13 protein-coding genes and 1 pseudogene are annotated in these 12,262 nt (G+C 71.4%); 7 read left to right on the top strand and 7 right to left on the bottom strand.

The window, feature by feature from the left end; translation table 11 throughout:
• From GT042_RS14905 to GT042_RS14895, 3 genes are all read right to left on the bottom strand, one after another.
• Positions 1-1,714: cellulose synthase catalytic subunit (locus GT042_RS14905; RefSeq protein ID WP_161309197.1), on the bottom strand; the 1,714-nt coding region annotated here is incomplete at its 3' end.
• Positions 1,715-1,889: 175 nt separating this feature from the next.
• The gene (locus GT042_RS14900) at positions 1,890-2,183 is read right to left on the bottom strand and encodes an MTH1187 family thiamine-binding protein (protein ID WP_161309196.1); all 294 of its coding nucleotides are present in this window, start codon (positions 2,181-2,183) and stop codon (positions 1,890-1,892) included.
• Entirely contained in the window at positions 2,180-2,539 is a 360-nt protein-coding gene (locus GT042_RS14895; protein ID WP_161309195.1) for a DUF3817 domain-containing protein, read from the bottom strand. The genes GT042_RS14900 and GT042_RS14895 overlap by 4 nt, the downstream gene beginning before the upstream one ends.
• A gap of 165 nt (positions 2,540-2,704) precedes the next feature.
• On the opposite strand from GT042_RS14895, the gene GT042_RS14890 reads away from it, so the two are divergent.
• From GT042_RS14890 to GT042_RS14875, 4 genes are all read left to right on the top strand, one after another.
• A complete protein-coding gene (locus GT042_RS14890) occupies positions 2,705-3,343 on the top strand; it encodes an AIM24 family protein (RefSeq protein WP_345943777.1) in 639 nt (212 codons plus the stop codon).
• A complete protein-coding gene (locus GT042_RS14885) occupies positions 3,343-3,993 on the top strand; it encodes an AIM24 family protein (RefSeq protein ID WP_161309193.1) in 651 nt (216 codons plus the stop codon). Before GT042_RS14890 ends, GT042_RS14885 begins: the two co-directional genes overlap by 1 nt.
• Entirely contained in the window at positions 3,990-4,784 is a 795-nt protein-coding gene (locus GT042_RS14880; protein WP_161309192.1) for an AIM24 family protein, read from the top strand. Before GT042_RS14885 ends, GT042_RS14880 begins: the two co-directional genes overlap by 4 nt.
• 135 nt (positions 4,785-4,919) lie before the next feature.
• Positions 4,920-5,396 (top strand): MarR family transcriptional regulator, encoded by a 477-nt coding sequence (locus tag GT042_RS14875; RefSeq protein WP_161309191.1) that lies wholly within the window; start codon positions 4,920-4,922, stop codon positions 5,394-5,396.
• A gap of 134 nt (positions 5,397-5,530) precedes the next feature.
• Here GT042_RS14875 and GT042_RS14870 read toward each other — a convergent pair whose 3' ends face one another.
• Together GT042_RS14870 and GT042_RS14865 are read right to left on the bottom strand one after the other, a co-directional pair.
• A complete protein-coding gene (locus tag GT042_RS14870; RefSeq protein WP_161309190.1) occupies positions 5,531-7,084 on the bottom strand; it encodes a HAMP domain-containing sensor histidine kinase in 1,554 nt (517 codons plus the stop codon).
• The gene (locus tag GT042_RS14865; RefSeq protein ID WP_161309189.1) at positions 7,081-7,743 is read right to left on the bottom strand and encodes a response regulator transcription factor; all 663 of its coding nucleotides are present in this window, start codon (positions 7,741-7,743) and stop codon (positions 7,081-7,083) included. Before GT042_RS14865 ends, GT042_RS14870 begins: the two co-directional genes overlap by 4 nt.
• 117 nt (positions 7,744-7,860) lie before the next feature.
• Here GT042_RS14865 and GT042_RS14860 point away from each other — a divergent pair, with 117 nt between their 5' ends.
• Positions 7,861-8,574 (top strand): PepSY domain-containing protein, encoded by a 714-nt coding sequence (locus GT042_RS14860; RefSeq protein ID WP_161309188.1) that lies wholly within the window; start codon positions 7,861-7,863, stop codon positions 8,572-8,574.
• Positions 8,575-8,682: 108 nt separating this feature from the next.
• On the opposite strand, the gene meaB is transcribed toward GT042_RS14860, so the two are convergent.
• Together meaB and GT042_RS14850 are read right to left on the bottom strand one after the other, a co-directional pair.
• A complete protein-coding gene (meaB, locus tag GT042_RS14855; RefSeq protein ID WP_161309187.1) occupies positions 8,683-9,657 on the bottom strand; it encodes a methylmalonyl Co-A mutase-associated GTPase MeaB in 975 nt (324 codons plus the stop codon).
• Positions 9,658-9,715: 58 nt separating this feature from the next.
• The gene (locus GT042_RS14850; protein WP_161309186.1) at positions 9,716-10,936 is read right to left on the bottom strand and encodes an acetyl-CoA C-acetyltransferase; all 1,221 of its coding nucleotides are present in this window, start codon (positions 10,934-10,936) and stop codon (positions 9,716-9,718) included.
• 157 nt (positions 10,937-11,093) lie between these two features.
• Between GT042_RS14850 and mce the strand changes: the two genes are divergently transcribed.
• Together mce and GT042_RS14840 are read left to right on the top strand one after the other, a co-directional pair.
• Positions 11,094-11,522, top strand: a complete 429-nt coding sequence (gene mce / locus GT042_RS14845; RefSeq protein ID WP_161309185.1) for a methylmalonyl-CoA epimerase — start codon at positions 11,094-11,096, stop codon at positions 11,520-11,522.
• Between the two features lie 161 nt (positions 11,523-11,683).
• Positions 11,684-12,262 (top strand): annotated as a pseudogene (locus tag GT042_RS14840) (hypothetical protein); the annotation flags it as partial.

Raw genomic sequence — 12,262 nt, 5'->3', positions numbered from 1 at the left:
GGGCCGCGGCCACCGGCCGGGCTGCGGCGTCGGCCGCGCGCCGTTCACGCCGTACCGTCCCCGCCCATATCGCCACCGGCGCGAGCGCGATCGCGAGGGCCAGGACCGCCCACGTACGCATCGCCGCGTGCGTGTGGCCGAGGCAGACGGACGCGATGAGCGAGCTGACCAGCACGGCGGCCCAGAAGAGGTGGATCCGGAAGGTCATCAGCCGGTCGACGGTGGTCTCGCCGCCCTTGGGCGTGACCACGAACCGGCCACGGGTGCGCAGCACCGCCGAGCCGAGCGACCTGAGGTAGATCGGGGCGGAGAGCGCGGACATCGCCATCCCGGCGAGGCCGCCCGAGCCGCGCGGCTCGTGGGGCGAGACGTTGTGCCGCCGGTTCCAGAGGTAGAGGCCGACCTGGAAGGCGGCGGCGTCGCTGTAGAGCATCAGCAGGACCGAGGACGAGACCTGGGTCCCCGAGGCGCCCAGCCAGAGGAACAGGACACAGCTGAGGATCCCGAGGAACCAGTTGACGGCCGTCATCGGGTAGTAGACGAGCATCAGCGTGTAGCTGACCAGCCGGCCCGGCGGCATGCGGAAGGGTGCCTTCCAGTACTGCTTGACGAGAGTCTCGTACGTGCCCCTCGACCAGCGCAGCTGCTGGGTGAAGAAGTCGGTCCAGGAGGCGGGGCCCTCACCGACCGCCAGCACGTCGGGGGTGTAGACGGAGCGCCAGAACCGGCCCGTGAGGGGGTTCTTCCTGCGGTGCACCTCGAACCCGGTCGCCATGTCCTCGGTGATCGAGTCGAAGAGGCCGCCGGCCTGCTTGAGCGCGGTGATCCGTACGACGTTGTTCGTGCCGACGAACATCGGCGCGTGGTAGCGGTTGCCCGCCCGCTGGATCAGCGCGTGGAAGAGGAACTGCTGCGACTCGGCGGCCTTGGTGACGGGCGAGGTGTAGTTCCCGTACACCTGTGGTCCGACGACGAAGGCGATGTCCGGGTCGCGGAAGTAGCCCAGCATCCGCTCCAGGAAGTTGGGCAGCGGTACGTGGTCGGTGTCGACGGACGCGAAGAAGTCGTAGTCGTCGCCGTGCCGGGCGAGCCACGCGTTGTAGTTGCCGTGTTTGGTACGCGCCTTGTGGGCGCCCTTGGGGCGGTTCCACTCCGGTACGCCGTTCCGGGTGAAGTGCCAGACCCCCAGCTCCTCGCAGAGCGCCCTGGCCTGCGGGTCGTCGCCCTCGTCCAGCAGCCAGATGTCGAGAAGGCCCTGGTGACGCAGGTTCACGGCCCCTTCGAGGGTGGCCCGCACCATGGAGAGCGGTTCCTTGCCGGGGACGTACGTGGTGAGGAACGCGACCCGGGTGCCGACCTCGGCGGGGACCGGGACGGGGTCCCTGGCGACGAGGGTGGCGTGGGCGACCGAGGCCACGTTCACCAGCATGAAGAAGGCGATGAGCCCGATCGACACGAGCATCACGTGGTCGAAGGCGATGAGCCAGCGCTGACCGCCCTCCCGCTCGGTGCGGTGGCTGGGCCACACGAGGTAGAGCAGCAGCACGCCCGACAGCAGGGGCGCCAGGGTCATCAGCAGGATGGCGCGTATTCGGTGCGGCTCCTTGGCGAGCAGACTCCGGTAGCCCACCCGGTAGACGGCCGCCGGGTCCGGTTCCATGAGGGGACCGGACAGGCAGCTGTGGCTGTCGTAGTCGTAGCCTTCGGGCCGCACGGTGCCTCCAGCTGATCAGCAAGGTCGATAACCCCACAAAAAGGGAGATCGTCCGGCGTGTCGACTGGAGACGGGCCGAGCGGGTGGCGTAAAGGGCGAACTGGCCCCGGGTGGCGTAGGGGCCGGTCCGCGAGGTCGTACGGGGGGGCAGGTGCGGGCGGTCAGGTGCGGGCGGTCAGCCCGCGAGGTGGCGTTCGACCGTCTCGACCTTGGACGTCAGGCCGTCGGTGACGCCCTGTCGGATGTCGGCCTTGAGGACGAGCGAGACGCGCGGGGCGCGCGCCTCGACGGCGGCGACGGCGCGTTTGACGACGTCCATCACCTCGTCCCACTCGCCCTCGATCGAGGTGAACATGGCGTCGGTACGGTTCGGCAGACCGGACTCGCGGACGATACGGACGGCGTCGGCGACGTACTCGCCGACGTCCTCACCGGCACCGACGGGCGAGACGGAGAAGGCAACGATCATGCGCCGACCTTAGCTTCCCCGGCTCCCCCGGCGCCCCCGAGGACGCGCGAGGCGACCTCGTCGTCGGCGGCGCGCTTGAGCTTGCGCTCGGCGAAGAAGCCGCCGGTCGGCAGGACGGAGAGGACGAAGTAGAGGGCGGCCGTCCCGAAGGACCACCGGGTGCGCTGCCAGGCGAGGGCCCAGAAGACCACGTACAGGATGAAGAGCACGCCGTGGATCATGCCCATCGCCGGGACGGCGTTGAAGTCCGTCGTGCGCTTGAGCACCGAGCAGACCAGCAGCAGGAGGAAGGACACGGCCTCGGGTGCGGAGACCAGGCGGAGGCGGTGGAGGGCGGAGGCGGTTCTGATGTCCACGAGGCAGGCACCTTCGTCGTTGTCGGCGGGATCTTGTGAACGCGTGCACAAGCGCCCGCCCATTCTCGCAGGCCGCCCCCGCGCCGCTTTATCAGGGTCGGGTCAGGGAGGGGAAGAGCCCGGATGCCCTGTTCCCGGGGGACCCCGGCGGACTACCGTCGTCCTGTGGCTCAGTTCCGACTGCAAGGCAGCAAGGTGCTCGCCGTCGACATGTCCGGCGACGCGGTGAAGGCGAAGAACGGCTCGATGGTCGCGTACGACGGCCAGATGGCCTTCAAGAAGATGTCCGGCGGCGGTGAGGGGATCCGCGGGATGGTGACCCGCCGGCTGACCGGCGAACAGATGGTCATGATGGAGGTGAAGGGCCAGGGGACCTGCTACTTCGCCGACCGGGCGAGTGAGATCAACCTCGTCTCGCTGCACGGCGACAAGCTGTACGTGGAGTCCAGCAACCTGCTCTGCACGGACGCGGGGCTCCGTACGGGCACGTCGTTCACCGGCCTGCGCGGGGGCGCGACGGGCAACGGCCTGTTCACCACCACCGTCGAGGGCACGGGCCAGGCGGCGATCATGTCCGACGGCCCGGCGGTCGTCCTGCGGGTGACCCCGCAGTACCCGCTGTCGGTCGACCCGGGCGCGTACATAGCCCACCAGGGCAACCTCCAGCAGAACTTCCAGTCCGGCGTGACGTTCCGGACGCTGATGGGCGAGGGTTCCGGCGAGGCCTTCCAGATCCGCTTCGAGGGCGACGGGCTCGTGTACGTCCAGCCGAGCGAGCGGAACACCATCGGGGGTGACGTCTGATGCCGTTCCGTGAGATCAACTCGAAGATGGTCGAGGCGACCGTCCTGCCGGGCCAGAAGCTGTACAGCCAGCGCGGCGCGATGCTCGCGTACCGCGGCGAGGTCAGCTTCACCCCGAACATGCAGGGCGGCCAGGGCGGCCTGGCGTCGATGATCGGCCGCCGGGTGGCGGGCGAGGCGGCGCCGCTGATGACCGTGGAGGGCAACGGCACGGTGATGTTCGGGCACGGCGGCCACCACATCCAGGTGATCGGGCTGGCCGGCGACACCCTGTACGTGGAGGCCGACCGGCTCCTCGCCTTCGACGGCACGCTCCAGCAGGGCACGATGTTCATGGGCTCGCAGGGCGGGGTCATGGGCATGGTGCGCGGCCAGGTGACCGGCCAGGGGCTCTTCACCACCACCCTCAAGGGCCACGGCGCGGTCGCGGTCATGGCACACGGCGGGGTGATCGAGGTGCCGATCACGCCCGGCCGTCCGGTCCATGTGGACCCCCAGGCGTACGTGGCCCACCACGGGGACGTACGGAACAAGCTCTCCACCGCCCTCGGCTGGCGCGACATGGTGGGGCGCGGCTCGGGCGAGGCGTTCCAGCTGGAGCTGAGCGGCAACGGTGCGGTGTACGTCCAGGCGTCGGAGGAGAAGTTGTGAACGGCCCCGTGATCCATGACCCGATGACGCTGCCGAGCGACGACAACGTCAACGCGTACACCTTCTGCGTGGAGCTCAAGGGGAGCCAGTGGTTCCTCCAGAAGGGCAAGATGATCGCCTACTACGGGCGCATCGACTTCAACGGGATCGGCCACGGCCGGTTCGAGGGGCTGCTGCGGACGAGCTTCCACTCGCCGCTGCACGCGGCCGACTGGGTGGTGGCGGAGGGCAGCGGGAAGATGCTGCTCGCCGACCGGGCCTTCGACGTGAACTCGTACGACCTGGAGGACGGGAACCTGACGATCCGCTCCGGGAACCTGCTGGCGTACCAGCCCTCGCTGGCCCTCAAGCAGTCGATCGTGCCCGGCTTCCTGACCCTGATCGGTACGGGGAAGTTCGTGGCGGCGTCCAACGGGCCCGTGGTCTTCATGGAGCCGCCGCTGAAGGTGGATCCGCAGGCGCTGGTGGGCTGGGCGGACTGCCCGTCGCCGTGCCACCACTACGACCACGGGTACATGACCGGGCTGCTGGGCGGGCTGCGGGCCATGACGGGGATCGGCGGGGCGTCGGGCGAGGAGCACCAGTTCGAGTTCGTCGGCGCGGGGACGGTGCTGCTCCAGTCGACCGAGGTCCTGATGGCCGAGCTGCCGACGGGCGCGGTGCCGCAGCAGGCGGGGGTGCCGGGCGGCGGCCCCGGTGTGCCCGGGCACGGTCCCGGCGGGGGTCAACAGGGCGCCGCTCCCCGGTTGCCCGGTCAGCTGGGGGATCTCCAGCGCCGCTTCGGTCTGTGAGGGGTAGTCTACGGAGGGTGACGTCGAACGTCTGCGCCGTTTCCGCGGGGCCCTTCGGGGCATCCCAGGAGACGGGTGCGGCACGTCACCACCGAGGATTCGTCCAAAATTCAACTTCTTAGGTAGAATGCTCATATGGAGACCGAGACGGAAACCCGCTGGCTGACCGAGGCTGAGCAATGCGCGTGGCGCACGCACCTGGATGTCAACAGACTGTTGACCCATCAGCTGGAGAAGGATCTCCAACCGTTCGGCCTGACCATGAACGACTACGAGATCCTGGTCAACCTGTCCGAGTCGGCGGACCGGCGGATGCGGATGAGCGACCTCGCCGCCGCCACGCTCCAGTCGAAGAGCCGCCTCTCGCACCAGATCACGCGGATGGAGACGGCGGGGCTGGTGCGCCGGGAGAACTGCGAGTCGGACCGGCGCGGGCTGTTCGCCGTCCTGACGGACGCGGGCATGGAGACCATGCAGAAGGTCGCGCCCTTCCACGTCGACTCCGTACGGAAGCACTTCATCGACCTGCTGTCGGCCGAGGCGCTGGCGGAGCTGAGCGCGTCGCTCACGCCGGTCGCGGAGCATCTGCGCGGGCGGCGCGGCAAGATCTGACCGGTGGGTGCGGGGAGCCGGTGGCTCAGCGGGCGGGCGGTGCGCGGGGCCGGGTGCTCAGCGGGCCGGTCGGCGCGCGGGGCCGGGTGTTCACCGGGTTTGTGAGGGGCCGTCCTGCGGGGCGGCCCCTTCCGTCATGCCGGGGGCAGTGCCAGCTCGAAGCGGGCGCCGCCCAGGGGGCCCCGGGCGACCGTGAGGGTGCCTCCGTGGCGGTGGGCCACGTCGCGGGCGATGGCGAGGCCGAGGCCCGCGCCGCCGTCGTCCCGGGCCCGGGCGTCGTCCAGCCGTACGAACCGCTCGAAGACCCGCTCGCGCTCCGCCTCCGGCACTCCGGGGCCGTCGTCGGCGACCGCCAGCACGATCCGGCCGGCCTTCCGGTGGACGGAGACGGTGACCGACGAGGCGGCGTGCCGCTGGGCGTTGTCCAGCAGATTGCCGAGGACCCGCGCCAACTGGCCCCGGCTGCCGGACACTTCCAGTGACCTGCCGGGTTCCTCTCCAGCCCCCAGAGAGACCTTCAGCCGGTCCGTCGTCCGTACGGCGATCTCCTCGGCCGCCAGGTCCCCCAGGTCGAAGCGGGCCCGCCCCGGCCGTTCCCCCGCGTCCAGCCGCGCCAGCAGCAGGAGGTCGGCGGCGAGCTGCTGGAGCCGTACGGTGTCGGCGACCGCGCCCGGGACGTCCAGCAACCCCGGGTGGGCGTCGCCCACTTCGAGCTGGGTACGGAGCGAGGCGATCGGGCTGCGCAGCTCGTGCGAGGCGTCCGCGACGAAGCGGCGCTGGCGCTCGACGGACGCCTCCAGCGCGGTGAGCGTCTCGTTGGTCGTACGGGCCAGCCGGGCCACCTCGTCGTGCGTGGCGGGCTCCGGCACCCGCCGGGACAGGTCCTCGGAGGCGGTGATCGCCGCCATCTCGCGCCGGATGCCCTCCACGGGGCGCAGCGCGCGCCGGGTCACCAGCCAGGTGACTCCCCCGACGACCAGCAGCAGTACCGGCAGCCCGACGAGCATCGCCGCGGCTGCCGTGCCGACGGCGCTCTGGCGGGCCGCCAGCGTGGCGCCCGCGTGGACGACGACCGTACGGCCGGAGGTGTCCGTCACCTCGATCGAGGAGAAGCGGTACTCGCCGGTCGCGCCGTCCACCGTGGCCCGGCCCGTCCTCGGGGGGCCGGGCTCCCCGACGGAACCGATCGCCGGGTCGTCGTCATCGTCGCTGCCGCCGCTGTGGCGGCTGCTGCCGTCGTTTCCGGAGCCGTGGTCGTCCTCCGCGCCGTCGTCGTCCCGTGCGCCGTCGTCGTCCTGTGCGGCGGCGGTCGGCCCCGGGGCGGGGCTCCGTACGGGCGTCACCGCCGCCACCCCCGTACCGCTGATCCCCTCCAGGTCGTCGCTGACCGCGATCAACCGCCCCTGCTCGTCGGCGACCTGGACCGGGTGCTCCTCGGCGCCGGGCAGTTCCAGGCCGCTGTACGGCGTCCTGCCGGGCACCTGCTCGGCGATGATGTCGAGCGCCACCTCGCGCGCGGCGGCGTCCGCCTGCCGGTCCGCCTGGTCGGTGAGGTCGGAGCGCAGCGACAGCAGGACCGCGAGCCCCGCCGCCACCAGGGCGACCGCGACGACCAGGGTGGCGCCGAGGGACGCCTTGGCGCGTACGGAGGAGAGCCGGCCGCCCCGGCGGCCCGGCGCGGGGCTCACGCGGCCACCAGCCGGTACCCGGCCCCCCGGACGGTCTGGATGCTCGCGGCGCCGATCTTGCGGCGCAGGGCGCTGATGTAGACCTCGATGATGTTCGGGTCGCCGTCGTACGCGAAGTCCCAGACGTGCTCCAGGATTTCGGGTTTCCCGACCACCTCGCCGACCCGGACGGCGAGGTGCTCCAGGACGGCGAACTCCTTGGCGGTGAGCGACACTTCGGTCTCGTCGCGGAAGACGCGGCGGGCGGCGGTGTCGATGCGCAGGGCGCCGGCCCGCAGTACGGGCGAGGCGCCGGCCGTACCCCGGCGGCGCAGCAGCGCCCTGACGCGGGCCACGAGGACCACGTACGAGAACGGCTTGGTCAGGTAGTCGTCGGCGCCGGTGTCGAGCCCCTCGGCCTCGTCGTACTCGCCGTCCTTCGCGGTCAGCATCAGGATCGGCACCTCGTTGCCCGCGTCGCGCAGGGCGGCGCAGACGCGGTAGCCGTTCATGCCGGGCAGCATGATGTCGAGCACGACGAGGTCGTAGACGCCCTCCCCGGCCCGGTGCAGCCCTTCCAGGCCGTCGTGGACGACGTCCACGGCGAAGCCCTCGGCCGTCAGTCCCCTGGCCAGCGAGACCGCGAGCCTTTTCTCGTCCTCCACGATCAGCAGCCGCATGCCTCCAGCTTCGCAAACCGAACCTGAAGATCTCTTCAGGTGGCTTCAGGCTGCGTTCAGGGTCGTCCGTCCAGAGTGAAGTCAGTTGCTACGGACCGACTTTGGAAGGAATCCCCCATGAAGCGCAATCTGGTGATCGCGGCCGTCACCGCGGCGGCACTCGTCGGCGGCGGTACGTTCACGGCGGTCGCCGTGGGCGGCGAAGGGCGGGACGACGACGGCGGTACGGCCAGGACCGCTCCGCCGTCCCCCGTCACCGTCCCGGGCGTGACGGACCCGTCGGCGGACGACAGGAGCGGCACGACGCCCACGGCCGTGACCGCGAGCGAGGCGGCCGCCGCCGCGCTCAGGAAGTACCCCGGCGCCGTGTCGTCGGTCGACCGGGACGACGATCGCGGGAGCGTCTGGGAGGTCGAGGTGCTCGGCGTGGACGGCCGGTGGCGCGAGGTGAGGATCGACGCGGCCGGTACGGTGCGCCCGGACGACCGCCGCGACGACGGCCGCCACGACGACGGGGACGACGACCGGGAGAACCGCGACGAGCGCGCCGCGCTGCGCGCCGCCACGGTCGACGCCCAGGAGGCCGCGGCGGCGGCCCTGGCCTCCGTCCCCGGCACGGTGACCTCCGTGGACCTGGACGACGACTTCGCGAGCGCCTGGGACGTCGGCGTACGCGGCAAGGACGGCCGTACGCACGAGTTGACCGTCCACACGAAGTCGGGCCAGGTCGCGCCGGCGAGGACGACGGACGACCGCCACGACCGTGACGACGACGATCGGCACGACGACGACCGCAACGACGACCACGGCGGCCACGGCGACGACGACTGACCGCGACTGACCCGCCGATCCACCCCCGTCCCCCGCCACGACCGCCCGGGCCCCCACGCCGGGCGGTCGTGCGTGGCGCGGGACGGACGACGGGCCGGAAGCGGCGGTTCAGGGCTGGCGCGCGTCTTCCTGTTCCGTGAGCCCGGCGATCAGTTCGTCCGCCGCTGCGTACGGGTCCAGTTCGCCCGCCGCCACCCGGCCCGCCAGGGTCTCCAGGCGGCGGTCGCCGTGCAGGTCCGCGATGCGTTCGCGGAGGGCGGTGACGGCGATGGTCTCCACCTCGCGGGCCGCGCGGGCGGCCCGGCGCGTGGTGAGGACGTCGTGCTCCTCCATCCACGCGCGGTGTTTCTCCAGCGCCTCGACCACCTCGTCCATGCCCTGGCCCCGGGCCGCGACCGTCTTCACGATCGGGGGCCGCCAGTCGCCCGCGCCCCGGGCCTCGCCCAGGCCCAGCATGTGGTTCAGCTCGCGGGCCGTCGCGTCCGCGCCGTCGCGGTCCGCCTTGTTGACGACGTACACGTCACCGATCTCCAGGATCCCGGCCTTCGCCGCCTGGATGCCGTCGCCCATGCCCGGGGCCAGCAGCACCACACACGTGTCGGCCTGGGAGGCGATCTCCACCTCCGACTGGCCGACCCCGACGGTCTCCACCAGGATCACGTCGCACCCGGCCGCGTCCAGGACGCGGATCGCCTGCGGCGCGGACCAGGCGAGCCCGCCGAGGTGGCCGCGGGTCGCCATCGAGCGGATGTAGACGCCGGGGTCGGACGCGTGCTCGGACATCCGTACCCGGTCGCCCAGCAGCGCCCCGCCGGAGAACGGCGACGACGGGTCGACGGCCAGCACCGCGACCCGCTTGCCCGCCTTCCGGTACGCGGTCACCAGCGCCGAGGTCGACGTCGACTTGCCGACACCCGGCGAGCCCGTGATCCCGACCACGTACGCGCCGCCGGCGAGCGGGGCCAGCGCCGCCATCACCTCGCGCAGCTGCGGGGACGCCCCCTCCACCAGGGAGATCAGCCGGGCCACGGCCCGCGGCCGGCCCTCGCGTGCCTGGGCCACCAGCCCGGGGACGTCCTGCATCACAGCTCCCGTTCCTCCTGCCACCTGCTTGTTGTGCCGTACGGATCCTAAGGACCGGCTACTTCGCGACCCGTACGATCAGCGCGTCGCCCTGGCCGCCGCCCCCGCAGAGCGCCGCCGCCCCGACGCCGCCACCGCGCCGCTTGAGCTCCAGCGCCAGGTGCAGCACCAGCCGGGCGCCGGACATGCCGATCGGGTGGCCGAGGGCGATCGCCCCGCCGTTCACGTTCACCTTTTCCGGGGAGACCCCGAGATCCTTCATTGACTGGACCGCCACCGCCGCGAAGGCCTCGTTGATCTCGATCAGGTCGAGGTCCCCGACCTCCAGGCCCTCCTTCTTGAGGGCGTGCCTGATGGCGTTCGAGGGCTGCGACTGGAGCGAGTTGTCCGGTCCCGCCACATTGCCGTGCGCGCCGATCTCCGCCAGCCACTCCAGGCCCAGCTCCTCGGCCTTGGCGCGGCTCATCACCACGACCGCCGCCGCGCCGTCGGAGATCTGCGACGACGTGCCCGCCGTGATCGTGCCGTCCTTGGCGAACGCGGGCCGCAGCCGGGCCAGCGAGTCCACCGTCGTCTCGGGCCTGATGCCCTCGTCCTCGCTGAAGAGCAGCGGATCGCCCTTGCGCTGGGGGACCTCCACCGGCACGATCTCGGCCTCGAAGATCCCGTTCTTGCGGGCCGCCGCCGCCCGCTGGTGGGACAGCGCCCCGAACTCGTCCTGCGCCGGCCGGGCGATGCCCAGGCGCGTGTTGTGCTTCTCCGTGGAGGCGCCCATGGGGATGTCCTCGAAGGAGTCGGTCAGCCCGTCGTACGCCATGGCGTCGAGCATCTCCACGGCCCCGTACTTGTATCCCTCGCGGGACTTGGGCAGCAGGTGCGGCGCGTTGGTCATGGACTCCTGCCCGCCGGCCACCACGATGTCGAACTCGCCGGCGCGGATCAGCTGGTCCGCGAGCGCGATCGCGTCGAGCCCGGAGAGGCAGACCTTGTTGATCGTCAGCGCGGGGACGTTCATCGGGATGCCGCCCTTGACGGCCGCCTGGCGGGCCGGAATCTGTCCCGCGCCGGCCTGGAGCACCTGGCCCATGATCACGTACTCCACCTGCTCGCCGCCGATCCCGGCCCGCTCCAGCGCGCCCTTGATCGCGAGGCCGCCGAGGTCCGCGCCGGAGAATGACTTGAGGGAGCCGAGCAGCCTGCCCATGGGGGTACGGGCACCCGCGACGATCACCGAGGTGGTCTTGTTCGTCTTGTTCGTATCGGACGTGAGAGCAGACATCAGACGCGATCCCCTTTGTGTTGCCGCTGCGGTGCGGCCTGAGGAGGTGAACGAGGGTTAACTCCAATGTACTGAGGAGTAGCGCCCCCGGTCACCCGTCCGTGCGTGTGACGGCGCGCACGTTGCGTAACCGGCGCCGTGGCGCTGCACTGGGACCATGCTGACGCGCATCGACCACATCGGAATCGCCTGCTTCGATCTAGACGCCACCGTCGAGTTCTACCGCGCCACCTACGGCTTCGAGGTCTTCCACACCGAGGTCAACGAGGAACAGGGCGTCCGCGAGGCCATGCTCAGGATCAACGGGACCTCCGACGGCGGGGCCTCGTACCTCCAGCTGCTGGAGCCGGTCCGGGAGGACTCGGCCGTCGGGAAGTGGCTGGCCAAGAACGGTGAGGGGGTCCATCACCTCGCGTTCGGTACGGCCGATGTCGACGGCGACTCCCAGGACATCCGCGAGAAGGGTGTCCGGGTGCTGTACGACGAGCCCCGTACCGGTTCCATGGGCTCACGCATCACCTTTTTGCATCCCAAAGACTGTCACGGAGTCCTCACAGAACTGGTCACCTCGGCCCCGGAGCACTGACCCCAGGCATTCCCGGCCCGGTAGAGTGGACCGCTCCGGGCCGGGGCCGGGCCGGGGCCGCGCCCCGACCGAAGATCTGACACCATTCCCCGGGGGGGCCGTTCACCGAAAGAACGGGCTCTATAGGGCAGTTGCGACCAGGGGACGGATGGGACCGCGCAGTGCGGGGCTACGAACGCCAGGAGAGCCACCGAGCTGACGACGACCACCTCTCGCGGTTCGAAGCCGAGATGGAACGGCTGAAGACCGCGCGGGAGAAGGCCGTCCAGCACGCCGAGGACCTCGGTTACCAGGTCGAGGTATTGCGCGCCAAGCTGCACGAGGCGCGCCGCAATCTGGCGACCCGTCCCTCCTACGACAACGCCGACCTCGGCTACCAGGCCGACCAGCTGCTCCGTAACGCCCAGATCCAGGCCGAGCAGATGCGCACGGACGCCGAGCGCGAGCTGCGCGACGCCCGCGCCCAGACGCAGCGGATCCTCCAGGAGCACGCCGAGCACCAGGCCAGGCTCCAGGCCGAGCTGCACGCGGAGGCCGTCCAGCGGCGCCAGCGCCTCGACCAGGAGCTGGCCGAGCGCCGCCAGACCGTCGAGTCGCACGTCAACGAGAACGTCGCCTGGGCCGAGCAGCTGCGCGCCAGGACGGAGTCCCAGGCGCGCCGCCTGCTGGACGAGTCGCGCGCCGAGGCCGAGCAGTCGCTGGCCGCCGCCCGCGCGGAGGCCGCCCGGGTCACCGACGAG

Origin of the sequence: Streptomyces sp. SID3212 (assembly GCF_009865405.1) — a bacterium.
GTDB lineage: Bacteria > Actinomycetota > Actinomycetes > Streptomycetales > Streptomycetaceae > Streptomyces.
The sequence above is the reverse complement of the archived record's forward strand: the minus strand, read 5'-3'. Positions and strand labels throughout refer to the sequence as shown.

Bases quoted from the DNA above. Each gene is read 5' to 3' on its own strand.
- GT042_RS14900 (WP_161309196.1), bottom strand. From the start codon at position 2,183: ATGATCGTTGCCTTCTCCGTCTCGCCCGTCGGTGCCGGTGAGGACGTC.
- GT042_RS14885 (WP_161309193.1), top strand. From the start codon at position 3,343: ATGCCGTTCCGTGAGATCAACTCGAAGATGGTCGAGGCGACCGTCCTG.
- GT042_RS14875 (WP_161309191.1), top strand. From the start codon at position 4,920: ATGGAGACCGAGACGGAAACCCGCTGGCTGACCGAGGCTGAGCAATGC.
- GT042_RS14865 (WP_161309189.1), bottom strand. From the start codon at position 7,743: ATGCGGCTGCTGATCGTGGAGGACGAGAAAAGGCTCGCGGTCTCGCTG.
- GT042_RS14860 (WP_161309188.1), top strand. From the start codon at position 7,861: ATGAAGCGCAATCTGGTGATCGCGGCCGTCACCGCGGCGGCACTCGTC.
- meaB (WP_161309187.1), bottom strand. From the start codon at position 9,657: ATGCAGGACGTCCCCGGGCTGGTGGCCCAGGCACGCGAGGGCCGGCCG.
- GT042_RS14850 (WP_161309186.1), bottom strand. From the start codon at position 10,936: ATGTCTGCTCTCACGTCCGATACGAACAAGACGAACAAGACCACCTCG.
- mce (WP_161309185.1), top strand. From the start codon at position 11,094: ATGCTGACGCGCATCGACCACATCGGAATCGCCTGCTTCGATCTAGAC.